The following is an 18,459-nucleotide window of genomic DNA, read 5'->3' as shown; positions in this document are numbered from 1 at the left end:
CCACGCAGGCCCCGGTGTGCACGGAGGAGCGAGCAAGCAACAGGCGAGCGAGGCAAGCACGTATGTCGTCGAAGGCCATGGAGACCATGCTCCGCGAGAGCTTGTGGGCGCAGACCCTGGCGGCCGAGGAACTCGACCGCGTGGTGCGCGAGTCGTACGAGCGCGAGGTGCCGGCCGGCGGTTTCGTGATGCGCCGCGGCGAGCCCGCGGACCTCTGGCTCGGCGTCATCGAGGGCCTGGTGAAGATGTCGCTCTCGCTGGCCGATGGCCGCGTCTCCACATTCACCGGCGTGACCTCCGGCGGCTGGGCCGGCGAAGGCTCGCTGCTGAAACCCGGCCCCTGGCGCTACGACGGCGTGGCCATGCGTCCGACGCGCGTGGCCTGCGTGCCGCGCCATACCTTCGAACGCCTGGTGTCGACGAACCTCGAGTTCGACCGGTTCCTGCTGTCGCACATCAATGCGCGCCTGAGCCTGTTCATCGGACTCATGGAGTTCGACCGCCTGCTGGGCCCCGACGCGCGCATTGCACGCTGCCTGGCCAGCCTGTTCGACCCGATCCTCTATCCGCAGGCGAGCAGCTTCGTACGCCTGACCCAGGACGAGATCGGCCTCCTGTCCGCGGTCTCGCGCCAGCGCGCCAACCGGGCGCTGCATGCGCTCGAGCGCGCAGGCCTGCTGCGGGTGGAGCACGGCGGCGTGGAGGTGATCGATCTTGAAGGCCTGCGCAACTACCTTGGTGAAGGGAGCTCCTAGCGCAGCCGGCGGTATCCGGGTTTATCCTCGTTTTTTGGTTATGGATCAAAACTACATTGGTTATCTTCAATAACCTTTGTGGCCGACGGTGCCGCCGGCCGAGGAGACCAGCATGGATCACATCGTGTCATCGTCCTGGCGGTCGGCATGGGCCGCGGTGGGTGCGGCCGCATTGCTCGCGGCCTGCGGCGGAGGTGGCGGCGGCGGGAGCGGCGGCTTTGCATTCCTGCCGATCGTTCCGGCCGCGCCGGCGGCACCGCCGCCTGCGCCACCCGCACCGCCGCCCGCGGCCTCGCGGGAGGCGAGGCCCGGCACGCTGCAGTCGTGCAGCGACCTCGCGAGCAAGGCCGCCTTCAATGGCACGGCCTACACCAGCATCACTTCCGTGGCGGCCGGCACCCTCACGGTGGCGGGCGTGGGCACACCCACGCCGGCGCACTGCCTGGTGCAGGGAAAGATGAACGAGCGCAGCAGCAGCGTCGACGGCCGCACCTATGCGATCGGCTTCGAGATGCGCCTGCCGGTCGACTGGAACGGGCGCTTCTTCTACCAGGCCAACGGCGGGCTCGACGGAAGCGTGGTGCCGGCCACGGGCGGCGTCGGGGGCGGGTCGCCCACGACCACGGCGCTGCACATGGGCTTTGCCGTGATCAGCTCCGATGCGGGCCACTCGGGCGCGCAGAACCCGGTCTTCGGCATCGATCCGCAGGCGCGCCTGGACTACGGCTACAACGCCGTCGCGCAGCTCACGCCGATGGCCAAGAACCTGATCGCCAAGGCCTATGGCCGCGCGGCCGACCGCTCCTACTTCGGCGGCTGCTCGAACGGCGGCCGCCATGCGATGGTGGCGGCCGCGCGCTCCGCCAACGATTACGACGGCATCCTGGCCGGCAATCCCGGCTTCAACCTGCCGAAGGCCGCGGTCGCGCAGCTCTACGGCGTGCAGCAGTACGTGCAGGTGACGACCGCCAACACGCCGGCCGGCAAGCCGGACCTGCAGACGGCCTTCACGCAGGCGGAGATGGACACGGTCGCCGGCGCCGTGCGGGCCAAGTGCGACGCGCTCGACGGCGCAACCGATGGCATCGTCGCGAACGTGCAGGCCTGCAAGACGGCCTTCAAGCTGGCCACCGACGTGCCCACCTGCAGCGGCGCGCGCGACGGCAGCTGCCTCACGGCGGCGCAGAAGACCGTGCTCGACAACGTCTTCGGCGGTGCGCGCAACACCGCGGGCGCCGCGCTCTACAACGGCTTTCCGTATGACGCGGGCATCAACGGCGCCGATTGGCGGCAATGGAAGTTCTCCAACTCGCAGAACCTGGACACGGCCGCGGTCGGCTTCGTGTTCAGCTCGCCGCCGCTGGGCACGAGCCGCCCCTCGGGCATCGACTTTGCGCTGGGCTTCAGCATGGACGCCGATGCGCCGGGCATCTTCGCGACCACGGCGCTCTACACCGAGTCGGCCATGTCCTTCATGACGCCGCCGAACCCGGGCAACCTCGCGGTGCTGCGCGACCGCGGCAGCAAGCTCATGGTCTACCACGGCACCAGCGACGCGGTGTTCTCGTCGGACGACACGACGCGCTGGTACGACGAACTGCGCGCGGCCAATGGCGGCGATGCCTCCGGCTTTGCGCGCTTCTTCCCGGTGCCCGGCATGAACCACTGCGGGCGAGGCCCGGCCACGGACCAGTTCGACATGCTGACGCCGCTGGTGGCCTGGGTGGAGAAGGGCAAGGCGCCGGATGCCGTGGTCGCCGCCGCGCGCGGTGCGGGGGCCAACGTGGTCAACACGGAACTGCCCGCCGGCTGGTCGGCCACCCGCACGCGGCCCCTGTGCCCGTACCCGAAGGTGGCGACCTACGTGGGCGGCGATCTCGAATCGGCTGCCAGCTTCGCCTGCAAGTAGGCGGGCCTACACGCGAAGCAACCCGCGAAAGCCCCTGGCCGCGTAGTACGACTGCGCGCCGTTGTGATAGACGAACACCCGGCCATAGCGCCGGTCGCCGAAGAGGGCGCCGCCGAGCGCCCGGATCTCCGGCGGTGCCTGGATCCAGCTCGAGGTCTTGAGGTCGAACTCGCCGAGCGCCTGCAGGTCCCGGTACTGTTCTTCGGTGAGAAGCTCGATGCCCATCGCGGCGGCCATCTCGACCGCGCCGCTCTTTGGCTTGTGTTCCTTGCGGGCGTCGAGCGCTTCGCGGTCGTAGCAGAGGCTGCGGCGGCCGCCGGGGGTCTCCACGGAACAATCGCAGAAGCTGAGGCGGCCGGTCTTCCTGTCCTGGCCGATGAGGTCGGGTTCCCCGCCCGTGGCCTCCATCTCGCGCAGCGACTTCAGCGCGCCGGGATGGGCCTCGAGCCTGGCTTGCACGTCGGCCCAGGCGATGGCCTTGTGCCGGTGCATGTTCTTCTCGAAGCGGGTCTTCAGGGCCTGGAGCAGCGCTTCCCGTTCTTGCGCCTTCATGGTTCTTGAATGAGTGCGTTGGGGTTGGTTGCAGGTCTGCCTTGCGCGTGACAGTTTGCCAGATGACATGCGCGGCCCGCGGGATTAAGCTTTTGCCCCGCGCAGGAAATCGCTTGCGATGGAGGTCTCGCCATGACCAGTCCAGCCCGTTCGTTGCTCCGCACTCCGGCACCGGGGAAAGAGATCGATCTTCCGGCCAGGATGGTGGGCGAGGGGTTCCAGATTGCCGCCCGCTCGCAGAAGACCTACGTCGCCACGGGCGCGCCCGTGGTCTTCTTCGACGTCCTCTCCGACAACGGCGAGCGCATCGGCATGGCCAATGCGATCCTCGAGCCGCGTTCCGAGGCCGTGGCGGGCATCGGGCATGTCTGCGTGACGCTGAGCGAGGCGCACGCTTCCGTGGAGCTGCTGACGCAGGTCGCCGATGTCCTGGTCGACTACGCCCTCGATTCGGGCCTGCGCGAAGTCATGATCGTGGTGCCGCAATCGCATGCAGATTCGGTCGAGGCGTGCTGCAGGCTCGACCCGGTCTCGTCCGGCGCAACGCACCTCGGGCACGGCGTCGAGGGGCAGGTCTACATGTATCGACGGTAGCGGGGCACCTGCGGGATTTCACCAAGGCCCTGCGGCGGCTGGCGCGGCGCATACTTGCCGCAGCGCCGCTCGCCGGCCCCTCCGGGGCTCCGGGCGACTGTCAGGAGGCACGCCTTGCAGCGAACCGACATTGCGAACCCGGCCTATTTCCACAAGGTCGTCGATTGCCAGTACGCCTGCCCGGCGCACACCCCCGTCCCCGAATACATCCGCATGATCGCGCAGCGCCGCTACGGCGACGCCTACATGGTCAACTGGGTGTCCAACGTCTTTCCCGGCATCCTGGGGCGCACCTGCGACCGGCCTTGCGAGCCGGCCTGCCGGCGCGGGCGGGTGGAGGAAAGTAACTCAAAGAATCCTGAGCCGGTGGCGATCTGCCGGCTCAAGCGCGTGGCGGCCGACATGAAGGAGGACGTGCGCGCGCGCATGCCCAAGCCCGCGCCCGGCAACGGCAAGCGCATCGCCTGCGTGGGCGCGGGGCCGGCCTCGCTCACCGTCGCGCGCGACCTGGCGCCGCTGGGCTACGAGGTGACGGTGTTCGACGAGGAGGCCAAGGCCGGCGGCTTCATCCGCACCCAGATCCCGCGCTTTCGGCTGCCGGAGTCGGTGATCGACGAGGAGACCGGCTACATCCTGGACCTGGGCGTCGAGTTCCGCGGCGGCGAGCGCATCGGCTCGATGAAGGCGCTGATGGCCGAGGGGTGGGACGCGATCTTCGTCGGCTGCGGTGCGCCGCGCGGGCGCGACCTGGACATTCCCGGGCGCCGGGAAGCGGCGGCCGCCATCCACATCGGCATCGACTGGCTCAATTCCGTGTCCTTCGGCCACGTGAGCCGCATCGGCCGGCGCGTGATCGTGCTGGGCGGCGGCAACACGGCGATGGACTGCTGCCGCTCGGCCCGGCGCCTGGGCGGCAGCGACGTGAAGGTGATCGTGCGCAGCGGCTTCGACGACATGAAGGCCTCGCCCTGGGAGAAGGAAGACGCGCAGCACGAAGGCATTCCGATCATCGACTTCCATGTGCCCAAGGCCTTTGTCCACGACGAGGGCCGGCTGCTGGGCATGACCTTCGAGCGGGTCCGCGCCGAGTACGACGCGCAGGGCCGCCGCACGCTGGTGCCCACCGGCGAGCCCGATGCCTGGTTCGAATGCGACGAGGTGCTGGTGGCGGTGGGTCAGGAGAACGCCTTTCCGTGGATCGAGCGCGACTGCGGCCTCGCCTTCGACACCTCGGGCCTGCCCGTGCTCGACAAGAACACCTTCCAGTCGACGGTGCCCCATGTGCTGTTCGGCGGCGATGCGGCCTTCGGCCCCAAGAACATCATCACGGCCGTGGCCCACGGCCACGAGGCGGCGGTGTCGATCGACCGGCTGCTGCGCGCCGAGCCGGTGTATGTGCGCCCGGCGCCCATGACCAACCTGGTGTCGCAGAAGATGGGCATCCACGAGTGGAGCTACGACAACGACACCTCCAACGACCTGCGCTACAAGGTGCCGTGGGCCAAGGCCGAGAAGGCGCTGGCCAGCATCGCGGTGGAGGTGGAACTGGGCTTCGACGCCGCCACCGCCTTCAAGGAGGCCGAGCGCTGCCTGAACTGCGATGTGCAGACGGTGTTCACCGAATCCGCCTGCATCGAATGCGATGCCTGCGTGGACATCTGCCCGATGGACTGCATCAGCTTCACCACCAACGGCGACGAGGCGGATCTGCGCCAGCGGCTCAAGGCGCCGGCGCTCAACCTGGCGCAGGACCTGTATGTTTCGGGCGGGCTCAAGACGGGCCGGGTGATGGTCAAGGACGAGGACGTCTGCCTGCACTGCGGCCTGTGCGCCGAGCGTTGCCCCACGGGCGCCTGGGACATGCAGAAGTTCCTGCTGAAGATGACACCTGCGGGGCAGGGGGCCACTGCATGAGCGCCATTCCACAAATTGAGGCGGTCAACGATTTCGTCATCAAGTTCGCCAACGTCAACGGCTCGGGATCGGCCTCGGCCAACGAGCTGTTCGCCAAGGCCATCCTGCGCATGGGCGTGCCGGTGAGCCCGCGCAACATCTTCCCGAGCAACATCCAGGGCCTGCCGACCTGGTACGAGGTGCGCGTGACCGAAGACGGCCACCTGGGCCGGCGCGGCGGCACCGACATGATGGTGGCGATGAACCCGCAGACCTGGGACGCCGACGTGGCCGAGCTGGAGCCCGGCGGCTACCTGTTCTACGACAGCACGCGGCCGCTGCCGCCCTCGAAGTTCCGCAGCGACGTCCGCGTGATCGGCATGCCGCTGACCGAGATCTGCAACGCCGTCTACCAGGACCCGCGGCAGCGCCAGCTGTTCAAGAACATCGTCTACGTGGGCGCGCTGGCCATCCTGCTGGGCATCGATCCGGAAGTGGTCGAGAAGCTGTTCGGCGAGCAGTACAAGGGCAAGGAAAAATTGCTCGCCTCCAACGTGCAGGCGCTGCACCTGGGCTGCGACTTCGCGCGCGAGAACCTCGAGCCGCTGGGCCTCAGGGTGCGGCGCGCCGACCGGGTGGGCGACCGCATCTTCGTGGACGGCAACAGCGCCGCGGCGCTGGGCTGCGTGTACGGCGGCGCCACGGTGGCGGCCTGGTATCCGATCACGCCGTCGTCCTCGGTGGCCGAGGCCTTCCAGAAGTACTGCGCCAAATTCCGCGTGGACCCGGCCACCGGGCAGCACCGCTTTGCCATCGTGCAGGCGGAGGACGAGCTGGCTTCCATCGGCATGGTGGTCGGCGCGGGCTGGAACGGCGCACGCGCCTTCACGGCGACCTCGGGGCCCGGCATCTCGCTGATGGCCGAGTTCATCGGCCTGGCCTACTTTGCCGAGATCCCGGTCACGCTCATCAACGTGCAGCGCGGCGGCCCATCGACGGGCATGCCCACGCGCACGCAGCAGGCCGACATCCTGGCCTGCGCCTATGCCTCGCACGGCGACACCAAGCACGTGCTGCTGTTTCCGGAAGACCCGCACGAGTGCTTCGAGCATGCGGCGGCGGCGCTGGACCTGGCCGACCGGCTGCAGACGCCGGTGTTCCTGATGACGGACCTGGACATCGGCATGAACCAGCGCCTGTGCGCGCCCTTTGCCTGGGACGACAGCCAGGCCTACGACCGCGGCAAGCTCATGAGCGCCGAGGAGCTCGAGGCCGGCCGCGACTTCGGCCGCTACAAGGACGTGGACGGCGACGGCATCCCCTGGCGTACGCTGCCGGGCACGCACCCGAGCAAGGGCAGCTACTTCACCCGCGGCACCACGCGCGATGCCTATGCCCGGTACTCGGAGCGCGGGCCGGACTACATCTACAACATGGAGCGGCTGCTGAAGAAGTTCGCGACCGCGGCCGCGCTGGTGCCGCAGCCGGTGCTGCGCCCGGCCGCCGAAAAGACCGACCTGGGCGTGATCTATTTCGGTTCGACCAGCCCGTCGATGCACGAGGCGCTGCAGGCACTGGAAGCACGCGGCATCCACCTCGATGCGCTGCGGCTGCGCGCCTTTCCGTTTCCGCAGAGCGTGGTGCAGTTCCTCGCGCAGCACCGGCAGGTGTTCGTGGTCGAGCAGAACCGCGATGCGCAGATGCGCAGCCTGCTGGTCAACGAGCTGGACATCGATCCCGCCCGGCTGGTGCGGGTGCTGCATTTCGACGGCACGCCCATCACGGCGCGCTTCATCGTCCAGGCCATCAGCACGCATGTGCAGGAGACGCAAGCCTCTGGCACGAAGGAATCGGCATGACCTACCTCGCCAAGCCCCGGCTGCACCATCCGACGCTGGCCACCAACAAGGTCGGCTACACGCGGCGCGACTACGAGGGCAAGATCTCCACGCTGTGCGCCGGCTGCGGACACGACTCCATCTCCGCCGCCATCATCGAGGCCTGCTGGGAGCTGGACATCGAGCCGCACCGCGTGGCCAAGCTCTCGGGCATCGGCTGCAGCTCCAAGACGCCGGACTACTTCCTGGGCGCCTCGCACGGCTTCAACACGGTGCACGGCCGCATGCCCAGCGTGCTGACCGGCGCCAACCTGGCCAACCGCGACCTGCTGTACCTGGGCGTCTCGGGCGACGGCGATTCGGCGTCCATCGGCCTGGGCCAGTTCGCCCACGCGATGCGGCGCGGCGTGCGCATGGCCTACATCGTGGAGAACAACGGCGTCTACGGCCTGACCAAGGGCCAGTTCTCGGCCACGGCCGACCAGGGCTCCAGGAGCAAGAAGGGCGTGGTCAACAGCGACAGCCCGGTGGACCTGGTGGCCATGGCGCTGCAGCTGGGCGCGAGCTACGTGGGGCGGGGCTTCTCGGGCAACAAGGCGCAGCTGGTGCCGCTCATCAAGGGGGCGATCAGCCACGGCGGCGCCGCCTTCATCGACGTGATCAGCCCCTGCGTCGCCTTCAACAACCACCCGGGCAGCACCAAGAGCTACGACTACGTGCGCGAGCACAACGAGGCGGTCAGCCGCATCGACTTCATCAGCGGGCGGGAAGAGATCACCGTCGACATGGCGCCGGGCGAAGTGATGGACGTGCGCCAGCACGACGGCACCCTGCTGCGCCTGCGCAGCCTGCATCCGGGCTACGACCCCGGCGACCGCCATGCCGCCATGGCCCACATGCAGCGGCACCAGGAGATGGGCGAGGTGGTGACCGGGCTGCTCTTCGTCGATCCGCTGGCCAGCGACCTGCACACGGCGCTCAACACCAGCGACCGGCCGCTCAATGCGCTGGGCCCGGCCGAGCTGTGCCCCGGCGCCGAGGCGCTCGCGCGGCTCAACGCGTCCTTGCGCTGAGCGGCGTCCGGCGGCACCATTGGGTTCCTTTCCGGAGGGCGCACCATGGCCGAGCGCACCGTTTTCCAATCCATCTCGCGCAAGCACGTGATCAGCCTGGGTCCGCAGGCCAGCGCGCGCGACGCCGCGTGCGTGATGACGCGCGCCAACTGCGGCAGCGTGCTCGTGCTGGAACTGCCCGACATCCTGCTGGGCATCCTGACCGAGCGCGACTTGATGACCCGCGTGCTGGCGCGGGGGCTCGACCCCGACCGAACGACGGTGCGCGAGGTCATGACGCCCAACCCGATCTGCGTGCCGCCCGAAACGCCGGTGTCCGACGCCGTGGTGCTGATGCTCGAACGGGGCTTTCGCCACCTGCCGCTGGTGGCGGGAACGAAGATCCTGGGCGTGTTCTCGGTGCGCGACGCGCTGCCGCGGGAGCTCGGCACGGCGGTCAGCCTGACGGAGTTCCGCGAGCAGGTGAACGACGCGCTGGGGTAAGGTGGAGGATGGCGTCCCGTCCGGATCAACCTCCTGCGGTGGTGTCGCCATCGAAAGCCTTCCCCACATGCTGAATCCCCTTCGTTCCGACTGCCAACTTGGACAACGGTTGGCGTCGCAGTACGGCATCGACGCCGTGCAGTCACTCGTGAGCAGGTCGCGCCGCGGCTGCGAGCTGGGCGTCGCCCGGATGCGCTATGAGTTGCCGCATCTGTTCGTGCTCGCGCCTCTCCCGCTCGAGAACGCATTCCTGCTCAGCGTGGAGATCAATCCGGGCGGCAGCCGGCGCATCGTCCGTGACGGCAAATCCCGGCAACTGGGCCTGCAGCAGGAGGGCGCCTTTCACATTGCCGATCTTTCGCAGCACGCCTCGGCCTACGTGAGCAGCCCGTTCCATTCGATGTTCTTCCACCTGCCGCGCGCAACCATCGATGCGTTCACCGAAGAAATGGAGATGCCGCGTGTCGATCGGCTGGACTGCGCCGCCGGCACGCTGGACCCGGTGGTCGCCCATCTGGGCCGGGCCATGCTGCCGGTGCTGATGCATCCGCAGGATGCGAGCCGGCTGTTCGTGGAACACCTGGCGCTGGCACTGAAGGCGCACGTGGTGCATGTCTACGGCGGCGCGGCCGGGCCGGCGCCCGTGCACACCCGAGGCCTCGCGCCGTGGCAAGAGCGCCGCGCCAAGGACTTTCTCGTGGCGCACCTCGCAGGGGACGTATCGCTGGGCGACGCGGCGCGCGAATGTGCGCTGTCGCGCAGCCACTTCAGCAAGGCGTTCAAGCAGACGACGGGGCAGACGCCGCATGCATGGCTTGTAGCGCAGCGCGTGCAAGCGGCGCGTCGGCTGCTGGGGCAGCCGCATCTTCCGATTGCCGAGATTGCCACGGCCTGCGGTTTTTCCGATCAGAGCCACCTGACGCGGGTTTTCACCGCGCACACAGGCACATCTCCGGCGCGGTGGCGGCGCCTGAACGCGGGCTGATTCGCGCGCCGGCCAAGGCCGGTCAGGCCGACCTTGGCAGCAGCGCCGGAACCAGCTGCCGGTTCAGCTGCTTCACCCACCACTGGAGCGCCTTTCCCTTGGCGCCGGTCTTCCATGCGAGCCAGAAGGCCTCGGGTGCGCGCGGCTCTTCGGTCTGCAGCTCGACGAGCGTGCCGCGCTTCAGGTCGCCCTCGATGCAGGCGCGCGGTAAGAATCCGTGTCCCAGGCCCGCGGCCTGGCAGGCGATCTTCGCGGCCATGCTGGGTACGGCGACGTGGTGCTGGCCGGCAAGCAGCCCCACGGTGCGGTCGGAAAGGGTGCGCGCGCTGTCGCTCACCACGATGGCGTTGCACTCCAGCAGGTCGCCGCGCTGCAGCGGCCGGCCCAGGCGCGTGAGCGGATGCGTGGGCGCCACGCAGAAAGCGAAGTCGAGGCTTCCCACCATCACCGCCTGGTAACCCCCGCCGGCCGGCCCTTCGCCCGCGGCCACGACGATGTCGGCGCGTCCTTCGCGCAATGCCTCCCAGCTGCCGGTGAGCGCCTCGCACCCGATGCGCAGCCGCGTGCCGCAGCGCAGCGCCTCGAACGCGCGAATGTCGTCGATCAGCGCCTGTGTGGGAATCAGCGAGTCGTGCACCAGCCGCAGCTCCGATTCGAACCCGGTGGCGATCTGCCGCATGCGCGACTCGAGGTCGCCGGCGGCGCCAAGCAGCCAGCGGCCTTCCTTGAGCATTTCTTCGCCGGCCGCGGTGAGCGTCACGCGCGGGCCGTTGCGCACGAACAGCAGCATGCCCAACTGCTCCTCGAGCTTGCCCACCGCGTACGAGATGGTGGAGGGCACCTTGTTCAGGCGCGCGGCGGCGCCTGCGAATGAGCCGTGGCGAGCGATGGCGTCCACGAGTTCGATGGCTTCGAGACTGAGCTTGAGCACGGCTGGTCCTTGGAAATGAATCATCGAAAAATTCGATGATTGACGGCTAAAAGTTTCGTCAACAGGCCTCGATGAAAGAAAGATGATTCAGCCATGCATCGGGGATTCTTCTCCGAAGCGATTGTGAATCACATCGAACCAAACGACCATCAAGGACCCCAATCATGTTGGAAATTCGCAGCGCCAATGACCGCGGACTTGCAGACTTCGGCTGGCTCAAGTCCCGCCACACCTTCTCTTTCGGCCACTACCACGACCCGGAGCAGGAAGGCTTCTCCGACCTGCTGGTGATCAACGACGACCGCGTGCATCCGGGCCGCGGCTTCGGCACCCATCCACACCGCGACATGGAAATCTTCTCGTACGTGCTCGACGGCGCGCTCGAGCACAAGGACTCGATGGGCACCGGCTCGGTCATCCGCCCGGGCGACGTTCAGATGATGAGCGCCGGTACCGGCGTGCGCCACAGCGAGTTCAATTCCTCCTCCACCGATCCGCTGCACTTCCTGCAGATCTGGATCGTGCCCAACGCCAAGGGCGTAGCGCCCCGCTACCAGCAAGTGCACTTCGCACCCGAGGAAAAGCGCGGCCGGCTGCGGCTGATCGTCTCGCCGGAGGGCGCCGGCGGCTCGCTTGCCGTGCACCAGGACGCCCGCGTCTACGCCGGCCTGTTCGACGGCGATGAAGCCGCCTCGCTCGCGCTCGGCCCCGATCGCCATGCCTATGTGCATGTGGCACGTGGCAGCGTGGAAGTGAACGGCCAGCGGCTGGGCGAGGGCGACGGCGCGCGGGCGCGCGGCGAGCAGCGGCTCGAGCTGGCGCGCGGCGAGGGCGCCGAGGTGCTGGTGTTCGACCTGCGCCCGAAAGAGTTGCCTTCCTTCTGACATTGCGCGTGCGCCCCTTGGCGGCGCGGACGCAAATGTCCAAACGGCCTCACTAATCGACAAGACATGCATCGGCGCTGAAACGACGATGCATGGCAACGCAAGACCCAATTTCTTTCACCAACTCACGGAGAGTCCCATGTCCATCAAAGCCACCCCCACCGCCGGCGCCAAGCTGCTCACCCCCACCGACCACACGCTGGTGATGATCGACTTCCAGTCGCAGATGGCCTTTGCCACGCACTCGATCGACGCGGTGAACCTGCGCAACAACGCGGCCCTCGTGGCCCATGCGGCGGCCGGCTTCAAGGTGTCGACCATCCTCACGACCGTGGCCGAGAAGAGTTTTTCGGGCCCGATGTTCAGCGAGATCACCGACGCCTTCCCGGGCCAGAAGATGCTCGACCGCACCTCGATGAACACCTGGGAAGACGCGGCCGTGATCGAGCGCATCAACGAGATCGGCAAGAAGCGCATCGTGCTCTCGGGCCTGTGGACCGGCGTGTGCATCGTCGGGCCGGCGCTGTCGGCCATCGACCAGGGCTTCGAGGTGTTCGTGATCGCCGACGCCTGCGGCGACGTCTCGGCCGAGGCGCACAACCGCGCGATGGACCGCATGGTGCAGGCCGGCGCGCAGCCGATGACCTCGCTGCAATACCTGCTCGAGCTGCAGCGCGACTGGGCCCGCACGGACACCTATGAAATGACCACCGGCATCGCAAAGAAGTTCGGCGGCGCCTACGGCCTGGGCGTAACCTACGCCAAGACCATGTTCGGCGCGCACGAAGGCTGATCGCCGCGGTGACCAAGATGAAGCCCTATGTCCTGTCGCTCGCGCTCGGCCTGCTGGTCGGCGTGATCTACGCACTGTTCCAGGTGCGTTCGCCGGCGCCGCCGGTCATCGCCCTGGTCGGGCTTCTCGGGATCCTGCTCGGCGAGCAGATCCCGCCGCTCATCAAGAGCGTGATCAAGCCCGAGGCGGCCGCCACCTCGTGGCTGCAGCACCAGGTCAAGCCGCATGTGTTCGGCGAACTGCCGCAGTGCGCCAAGGGCGAGGCCGGCGCCGCGGCCGGAAGGAAGGCATGAGCGATTCATTCGACGAACAGCGCCGGCGCCTTTGCCTCGGTACGCTTGGCGCCGCTCTTGCCGGTACGGCAATGGCCCAATCCAACCCCTCAAGGACACCCGACATGGCAGGCACCACCGCCCCCCACCTGATCCTGCACAACGGCCGCTTCACCACGCTGGACCGCGCCAACCCCGTGGCCGACGCCGTGGCCATCAAGGACGGCCGCTTCACCCGCGTGGGCCGCGCGCAGGACATCCTGCCGCTCGCGGACGGCGGCACCCGCGTGATCGACCTGCAAGGCAGGCGCGTGCTGCCGGGCCTCATCGACAACCACCTGCACATCATCCGCGGCGGCCTCAATTTCAACCTCGAACTGCGCTGGGACGGCGTGCGCAGCCTGGCCGATGCCATGGGCATGCTCAAGCGCCAGGTCGCGATCACGCCCGCGCCGCAGTGGGTGCGCGTGGTGGGCGGCTTCACGGAGCACCAGTTCGCCGAAAAGCGCCTGCCGACCATCGAGGAGCTCAACGCCGTGGCGCCCGACACGCCGGTGTTCCTGCTACACCTGTACGACCGCGCGCTGCTCAACGGCGCCGCGCTGCGCGCCGTCGGCTACACCAAGGACACGCCCGCGCCGCCCGGCGGCGAGATCGTGCGCGACGCAGCCGGCAACCCCACGGGCCTGCTGCTGGCCAAACCCAATGCGTCGATCCTCTATGCGACCCTGGCCAAGGGCCCGAAGCTGCCCTTCGAATACCAGCTCAATTCCACGCGCCACTTCATGCGCGAGCTCAACCGGCTGGGCGTGACCGGTGCCATCGACGCGGGCGGCGGCTTCCAGAATTTTCCCGAGGACTACCAGGTGATCCAGCAGCTGGCCGATGCCGGCCAGCTCACCATCCGCCTGGCCTACAACCTGTTCACGCAGAAGCCCAAGCAGGAGAAGGAAGACTTCCTCCACTGGACCGCCACCTCGAAGTACAAGCAGGGCGACGACTACTTCCGCCACAACGGCGCGGGCGAGATGCTGGTGTTCTCGGCCGCCGACTTCGAGGACTTCCGCCAGCCGCGCCCCGACATGGCGCCCGAGATGGAGGGCGATCTCGAAGAGGTGGTGCGCGTGCTGGTGCAGAACAAGTGGCCGTGGCGCCTGCATGCCACCTACGACGAGACCATCGACCGCGCGCTCGACGTGTTCGAGAAGGTGAACCGCGACACGCCGCTCGCCGGCCTGAACTGGTTCTTCGACCATTGCGAAACCATTTCGGAAAAATCGATCGACCGCATCGCCGCGCTGGGCGGCGGCATCGCGGTGCAGCACCGCATGGCCTACCAGGGCGAATACTTCGTCGAGCGCTACGGCGCCGGCGCGGCCGAGGCCACGCCGCCGGTCAAGCGCATGCTCGAGAAGGGCGTGAAGGTGTCGGCCGGCACCGATGCGACGCGCGTCGCCTCGTACAACCCGTGGGTGTCGCTGTCGTGGCTGGTCACGGGCAAGACGGTGGGCGGCATGCAGCTCTACCCGCAGCGCAACTGCCTGGACCGCGAGGCCGCGCTGCGCATGTGGACCGAGAACGTGACCTGGTTCTCCAACGAGGTCGGCAAGAAGGGCCGCATCGAAGCCGGCATGCTCGCCGACCTCGTGGTGCCCGACCGCGACTTCTTCGCCTGCCCGGAATCGGAGATTGCCGACACCACCGCGCTCCTGACCATGGTCGGCGGCAAGGTGGTCTATGGCGCCGGCCCGTTCGCAGCGCACGACGAAGGCGCGCCGCCGCCGGCCATGCCCGACTGGTCGCCGGTGCGCCGCTTCGGCGGCTACGCCGGCTGGGGCGATGCCGAGGGCGCGCCGCTGCAGAAGGCCATGCGCCACGCGGCCATGTCCTGCGCCTGCGCCAACGACTGCAACGTGCACGGCCACCAGCATGCGACGGCCTGGAGCAGCAAGCTGCCGATCGCCGACCTCAAGAGCTTCTGGGGCGCGCTCGGCTGCGCCTGCTGGGCGGTGTGATGCGCTGGACCATTTCACCCGCCGTGCGCTGGCTCGCCTTGCTGCTGCTGTGCGCGGCCTATCTTCAGGGCGGGCTCAACAAGGCCATGGACTTCAACGCGGCCATCGCCGAGATGAACCACTTCGGCCTCTCGCCCGCAGGGCCCCTGGCCGCCGCGGTGATCGTGCTGGAGCTCGGCGCGGCCGCGTTCATCCTCACGGGCTTTCATCGCTGGCTCGGCGCGCTGGCGCTCGCGGGCTTCACCTTGATGGCGACCTTCGTCGCGCTGCGCTTCTGGGAGATGCCGCAGCCCGAGCGCTTCATGGCGGCCAATTCCTTCTTCGAGCACCTGGGGCTGGTCGGCGGCTTCGTGCTGGTGGCCTGGCACGACCTGAAGGAGCGAGCGAATGGCTGATCTCGCAGGTGCCGCCGATGCCGCGAAGCCGAGCAGCAGCTTCGCACCGCTGCGCCAGCCGGTCTTTGCCGTGCTGTGGGCGGCCACCGTGCTCGGCAACATCGGCAGCTTCATGCGCGACGTGGCGAGCTCCTGGCTCGTGACCGACCTGTCGGCCAGCCCCACGGCGGTGGCGCTGATCCAGACCGCGGCCACGCTGCCGATCTTCCTGCTCGCGATTCCAGCCGGGGTGCTGTCCGACATCCTCGACCGCCGGCGTTTCCTGATCTTCGTGCAGCTAGTGCTGGCGGGCGTGAGCGGCACGCTGCTGGTGCTCTCGCACACCGGCGCGCTCACCGTCGAGTACCTGATCGCGCTGACCTTCGTCGGCGGCATCGGCGCCGCGCTCATGGGGCCGACCTGGCAGTCGATCGTGCCCGAGCTGGTGCCGCGCGCCGACCTCAAGAACGCGGTGGCGCTGAACTCGCTGGGCATCAATATTGCGCGCTCCATCGGGCCGGCCGCGGGCGGCCTGATCCTCGCGAGCTTCGGCGCCGCCCTGACCTATGGCGCCGACGTGCTCAGCTATGTGTTCGTGATCGCGGCGCTGCTGTGGTGGAAGCGTCCGGCGGCCGCCGACAGCGGGCTGTCGGAGAACTTCCTGGGCGCCTTCCGCGCCGGCCTGCGCTACACGCGCGCCAGCCGCGAGCTGCACCGCGTGCTGCTGCGCGCGGCGGTGTTCTTCCTGTTCGCCAGTTCGGTGTGGGCGCTGCTGCCGCTGGTGGCGCGACAGATGCTGGGCGGCAGTGCCGGCTTCTACGGCATCCTGCTGGGCGCCGTGGGTGCGGGCGCCATCGGCGGCGCGCTGGTGATGCCGCGGCTGCGCGCGGGCTTCAATGCCGACGGCATGCTGCTGCTGGCCTCGCTGCTGACCGCCGGCGTGATGGGCAGCCTGGTGTTCGCGCCGCCGCAGTGGCTCGCAGTGTTGTTGCTGCTGGTGCTGGGCCTGGGCTGGATCATCGCGCTCACCACGCTCAATGGCGTGGCGCAGTCGATCCTGCCGAACTGGGTGCGCGGGCGCGGCCTGGCCGTGTACCTCACGGTGTTCAACGGCGCAATGGCGGCCGGCAGCCTGGGCTGGGGCCTGGTGGCGCAGGAGATCGGCGTGCCGTACACGCTGGTGGCGGGCGCTGCCGGGCTGGTGGTCGTGGCCCTGCTGTTCCACCGTGCACGCCTGCCCACCGGCGATTCGGACCTGCAGGCCTCGAACCACTGGCCCGAGCCACTGGTGGCCGAGCCTGTCGCGCACGACCGCGGTCCCGTGATGGTGCAGGTCGAGTACCGCATCCGCAAGGAAGACCGCCCGGCGTTCCTGGACGCGATGAAGCGGCTGTCGCTCGAGCGCCGCCGCGACGGCGCCTACGCATGGGGCGTGACCGAGCACACCAGCGACCCCGAGCGCGTGATGGAGTGGTTCCTGGTCGAGTCCTGGGCCGAGCACCTGCGCCAGCACCACCGCGTGTCGCATGCCGACGCCGACCTGCAGAACGAAGCCGTGCGCTTTCACATCGGGCCCGGCAGGCCCGAGGTCCACCACTTCCTGTCTCTCTGATTTCCTTCTTCTCCCTTTCTTTTCATCAAACTGGAAAAACCATGACCACACTCACCCTGCGCGACGGCACCGAGCTCTACTACAAGGACTGGGGCTCGGGCCAGCCCATCCTCTTCAGCCACGGCTGGCCGCTGAGCGCCGACATGTGGGACGCCCAGATGCTGTTCTTCGCCGAACGCGGCTACCGCGCGATCGCCTTCGACCGGCGCGGCTTCGGCCGCTCCAGCCAGCCGTGGACCGGCTACGACTACGACACCTTCGCCGACGACATCGCGGAGCTGGTCGAGACGCTCGACCTCAAGGACGTGGTGCTCGTGGGCTTCTCGATGGGCGGCGGCGACGTGGCGCGCTACATCGCGCGCAAGGGCAGCGCACGCGTGGCGAAGCTCGCGCTCATCAGCGCCGTGACGCCGCTGTTCATGAAGACGCCCGACCATCCGGTGGGCCCGGATGCCTCGCTCTTCGCCGGCATCCGCGCCGGGCTGGCCGCGGACCGTCCGCAGTTCCTCGACGACTTCAGCACGCTCTTCTACGGCACCAACCGCCCCGGTGCGAAGGTCTCGCAAGGCATCTTCAAGCAGACGCTGCAGATCGCGCTGCAGGCCTCGGCCAAGGCCACCATCGACTGCGTGACCGCGTTCTCCGAAACCGACTTCCGCCCCGACATGGCGAAGATCGACGTGCCCACGCTCGTGATTCACGGCGGCGACGACCAGGTCGTGCCCCTGGAGGCCACGGGCAAGCTCGCGGCCGAGATGATCAAGGGCAGCCAGCTCAAGGTCTATGCCGGTGCGCCGCACGCCACCTGCACCACGCACAAGGACCAGGTGAACGCCGACCTGCTGGCGTTCATCCAGGCCTGAGCGTTCGGCGGACGCGGGCATGCAAGGCGCCTACGGCGATCTCCTGGGGCGGTACTTCGAGCTGCCTTGCGCGCCCGCCCTCGTCATGCTGCCGGCGCCGACGACGCCCTTCGTCGCCACGCGCATCACCTGCCTGCCCGACCAGCTGGGCATGAAGCAGGAGATCCCGCCGCAGGACGCCTTTGCCGTGACCCTGCACCTTGCCGGTGTGAGCCACCACGAGCTCTGGGTGCGGGGCCGGCCTTCGGTGGTGCGCGGCTATGCGCCCGGGGCGATCAGCATCGTCGACCTGCGCGACGAGGTGGCGAGCTACCTGGGCAGTCCGCTGGATGCCCTTCACTTCTACGTGCCGCGCGCGCTGGTGGATGCCGTGACCGATGCGGCGGGCCTGGCGCGCGTGAGCGGCATTGCCTGCATGCCGGGGCTGGTCGATCCAGTGATGGAAAACCTGGGTGCGGCGGTGCTGGCCTTGCTCGAGCGGCCGCAGCGCGCAAGCTCGGCGACGAGCGAGCACCTGGCGATCGCGATCTGTGCGCACCTGGTCCATCGCTTCGGAAGCACGGCCGACGGCGATGCGGCCGCGTCCTTGGCGCCGCGGCATTCGCGGTGCATGCACTGAACGCCACCCCTTTC

The 18,459-nt window shown here is 68.6% G+C and carries 18 protein-coding genes; 16 read left to right on the top strand and 2 right to left on the bottom strand.

Annotation, left to right across the window (positions count from 1 at the left end; translation table 11 throughout):
- The first annotated feature begins 62 nt into the window (after positions 1 to 62).
- On the top strand, positions 63 to 755 hold the full coding sequence (locus VPA02S_RS16395) for a Crp/Fnr family transcriptional regulator (protein ID WP_081247562.1): 693 nt from the start codon (positions 63 to 65) through the stop codon (positions 753 to 755).
- A 112-nt stretch (positions 756 to 867) separates the two neighbouring features.
- Positions 868 to 2,664, top strand: coding sequence for a tannase/feruloyl esterase family alpha/beta hydrolase (locus VPA02S_RS16390; protein ID WP_062365378.1), 1,797 nt, complete (start codon positions 868 to 870; stop codon positions 2,662 to 2,664).
- 6 nt (positions 2,665 to 2,670) lie between these two features.
- Here the strand turns inward: VPA02S_RS16390 and VPA02S_RS16385 are convergent, their stop codons facing one another.
- Entirely contained in the window at positions 2,671 to 3,216 is a 546-nt protein-coding gene (locus VPA02S_RS16385) for a DUF4256 domain-containing protein (protein ID WP_062364802.1), read from the bottom strand.
- A gap of 132 nt (positions 3,217 to 3,348) precedes the next feature.
- Between VPA02S_RS16385 and VPA02S_RS16380 the strand changes: the two genes are divergently transcribed.
- The 6 genes from VPA02S_RS16380 (at position 3,349) to VPA02S_RS16355 (ending at position 10,082) form a co-directional block, all read left to right on the top strand.
- Positions 3,349 to 3,810 carry a hypothetical protein gene (locus VPA02S_RS16380; RefSeq protein WP_062364801.1) on the top strand — a complete coding sequence of 154 codons (462 nt, stop codon included), beginning with the start codon at positions 3,349 to 3,351 and terminating at the stop codon, positions 3,808 to 3,810.
- Between the two features lie 114 nt (positions 3,811 to 3,924).
- On the top strand, positions 3,925 to 5,724 hold the full coding sequence (locus VPA02S_RS16375; protein WP_062364800.1) for an FAD-dependent oxidoreductase: 1,800 nt from the start codon (positions 3,925 to 3,927) through the stop codon (positions 5,722 to 5,724).
- Complete coding sequence (locus VPA02S_RS16370) at positions 5,721 to 7,562, top strand: 2-oxoacid:acceptor oxidoreductase subunit alpha (protein ID WP_062364799.1); 1,842 nt, start codon at positions 5,721 to 5,723, stop codon at positions 7,560 to 7,562. Before VPA02S_RS16375 ends, VPA02S_RS16370 begins: the two co-directional genes overlap by 4 nt.
- The gene (locus VPA02S_RS16365; protein WP_018907134.1) at positions 7,559 to 8,614 is read left to right on the top strand and encodes a 2-oxoacid:ferredoxin oxidoreductase subunit beta; all 1,056 of its coding nucleotides are present in this window, start codon (positions 7,559 to 7,561) and stop codon (positions 8,612 to 8,614) included. Before VPA02S_RS16370 ends, VPA02S_RS16365 begins: the two co-directional genes overlap by 4 nt.
- A 45-nt stretch (positions 8,615 to 8,659) precedes the next feature.
- Positions 8,660 to 9,097 (top strand): CBS domain-containing protein, encoded by a 438-nt coding sequence (locus tag VPA02S_RS16360; RefSeq protein WP_015865532.1) that lies wholly within the window; start codon positions 8,660 to 8,662, stop codon positions 9,095 to 9,097.
- Between the two features lies 1 nt (position 9,098).
- Positions 9,099 to 10,082 (top strand): AraC family transcriptional regulator, encoded by a 984-nt coding sequence (locus tag VPA02S_RS16355; protein ID WP_230537980.1) that lies wholly within the window; start codon positions 9,099 to 9,101, stop codon positions 10,080 to 10,082.
- Positions 10,083 to 10,104: 22 nt separating this feature from the next.
- Here VPA02S_RS16355 and VPA02S_RS16350 read toward each other — a convergent pair whose 3' ends face one another.
- On the bottom strand, positions 10,105 to 11,013 hold the full coding sequence (locus VPA02S_RS16350; protein WP_018907132.1) for a LysR family transcriptional regulator: 909 nt from the start codon (positions 11,011 to 11,013) through the stop codon (positions 10,105 to 10,107).
- A 164-nt stretch (positions 11,014 to 11,177) separates the two neighbouring features.
- Between VPA02S_RS16350 and VPA02S_RS16345 the strand changes: the two genes are divergently transcribed.
- The 8 genes from VPA02S_RS16345 to VPA02S_RS16310 all read left to right on the top strand — a co-directional run bounded on the left by VPA02S_RS16345 (position 11,178) and on the right by VPA02S_RS16310 (position 18,445).
- Entirely contained in the window at positions 11,178 to 11,897 is a 720-nt protein-coding gene (locus VPA02S_RS16345) for a pirin family protein (RefSeq protein ID WP_062364798.1), read from the top strand.
- Positions 11,898 to 12,036: 139 nt separating this feature from the next.
- The gene (locus VPA02S_RS16340) at positions 12,037 to 12,690 is read left to right on the top strand and encodes a hydrolase (RefSeq protein WP_015865528.1); all 654 of its coding nucleotides are present in this window, start codon (positions 12,037 to 12,039) and stop codon (positions 12,688 to 12,690) included.
- A 17-nt stretch (positions 12,691 to 12,707) separates the two neighbouring features.
- Entirely contained in the window at positions 12,708 to 12,983 is a 276-nt protein-coding gene (locus tag VPA02S_RS16335; RefSeq protein WP_015865527.1) for a DUF1427 family protein, read from the top strand.
- Between the two features lie 104 nt (positions 12,984 to 13,087).
- Positions 13,088 to 14,977 (top strand): amidohydrolase, encoded by a 1,890-nt coding sequence (locus tag VPA02S_RS16330; RefSeq protein ID WP_062364797.1) that lies wholly within the window; start codon positions 13,088 to 13,090, stop codon positions 14,975 to 14,977.
- Positions 14,977 to 15,372: a DoxX family protein gene (locus tag VPA02S_RS16325; RefSeq protein ID WP_015865525.1), complete on the top strand. Its 396-nt coding sequence runs from the start codon at positions 14,977 to 14,979 to the stop codon at positions 15,370 to 15,372. The genes VPA02S_RS16330 and VPA02S_RS16325 overlap by 1 nt, the downstream gene beginning before the upstream one ends.
- The gene (locus VPA02S_RS16320; RefSeq protein ID WP_062364796.1) at positions 15,365 to 16,963 is read left to right on the top strand and encodes an MFS transporter; all 1,599 of its coding nucleotides are present in this window, start codon (positions 15,365 to 15,367) and stop codon (positions 16,961 to 16,963) included. The genes VPA02S_RS16325 and VPA02S_RS16320 overlap by 8 nt, the downstream gene beginning before the upstream one ends.
- A gap of 41 nt (positions 16,964 to 17,004) precedes the next feature.
- Entirely contained in the window at positions 17,005 to 17,826 is an 822-nt protein-coding gene (locus VPA02S_RS16315) for an alpha/beta fold hydrolase (protein ID WP_028253947.1), read from the top strand.
- A 19-nt stretch (positions 17,827 to 17,845) separates the two neighbouring features.
- Positions 17,846 to 18,445: a hypothetical protein gene (locus tag VPA02S_RS16310; RefSeq protein ID WP_028253948.1), complete on the top strand. Its 600-nt coding sequence runs from the start codon at positions 17,846 to 17,848 to the stop codon at positions 18,443 to 18,445.
- Positions 18,446 to 18,459 lie beyond the last annotated feature (14 nt).

Source organism: Variovorax paradoxus NBRC 15149, assembly GCF_001591365.1.
GTDB classification, from domain to species: Bacteria; Pseudomonadota; Gammaproteobacteria; order Burkholderiales; family Burkholderiaceae_C; genus Variovorax; species Variovorax paradoxus.
Note: the sequence above shows the minus strand (reverse complement) of the source record. Positions and strands in the feature narration are given on the sequence as shown.

Bases quoted from the DNA above. Each gene is read 5' to 3' on its own strand.
- VPA02S_RS16395 (WP_081247562.1), top strand. From the start codon at position 63: ATGTCGTCGAAGGCCATGGAGACCATGCTCCGCGAGAGCTTGTGGGCG.
- VPA02S_RS16390 (WP_062365378.1), top strand. From the start codon at position 868: ATGGATCACATCGTGTCATCGTCCTGGCGGTCGGCATGGGCCGCGGTG.
- VPA02S_RS16385 (WP_062364802.1), bottom strand. From the start codon at position 3,216: ATGAAGGCGCAAGAACGGGAAGCGCTGCTCCAGGCCCTGAAGACCCGC.
- VPA02S_RS16380 (WP_062364801.1), top strand. From the start codon at position 3,349: ATGACCAGTCCAGCCCGTTCGTTGCTCCGCACTCCGGCACCGGGGAAA.
- VPA02S_RS16370 (WP_062364799.1), top strand. From the start codon at position 5,721: ATGAGCGCCATTCCACAAATTGAGGCGGTCAACGATTTCGTCATCAAG.
- VPA02S_RS16365 (WP_018907134.1), top strand. From the start codon at position 7,559: ATGACCTACCTCGCCAAGCCCCGGCTGCACCATCCGACGCTGGCCACC.
- VPA02S_RS16360 (WP_015865532.1), top strand. From the start codon at position 8,660: ATGGCCGAGCGCACCGTTTTCCAATCCATCTCGCGCAAGCACGTGATC.
- VPA02S_RS16345 (WP_062364798.1), top strand. From the start codon at position 11,178: ATGTTGGAAATTCGCAGCGCCAATGACCGCGGACTTGCAGACTTCGGC.
- VPA02S_RS16340 (WP_015865528.1), top strand. From the start codon at position 12,037: ATGTCCATCAAAGCCACCCCCACCGCCGGCGCCAAGCTGCTCACCCCC.
- VPA02S_RS16335 (WP_015865527.1), top strand. From the start codon at position 12,708: ATGAAGCCCTATGTCCTGTCGCTCGCGCTCGGCCTGCTGGTCGGCGTG.
- VPA02S_RS16330 (WP_062364797.1), top strand. From the start codon at position 13,088: ATGGCAGGCACCACCGCCCCCCACCTGATCCTGCACAACGGCCGCTTC.
- VPA02S_RS16325 (WP_015865525.1), top strand. From the start codon at position 14,977: ATGCGCTGGACCATTTCACCCGCCGTGCGCTGGCTCGCCTTGCTGCTG.
- VPA02S_RS16320 (WP_062364796.1), top strand. From the start codon at position 15,365: ATGGCTGATCTCGCAGGTGCCGCCGATGCCGCGAAGCCGAGCAGCAGC.
- VPA02S_RS16315 (WP_028253947.1), top strand. From the start codon at position 17,005: ATGACCACACTCACCCTGCGCGACGGCACCGAGCTCTACTACAAGGAC.
- VPA02S_RS16310 (WP_028253948.1), top strand. From the start codon at position 17,846: ATGCAAGGCGCCTACGGCGATCTCCTGGGGCGGTACTTCGAGCTGCCT.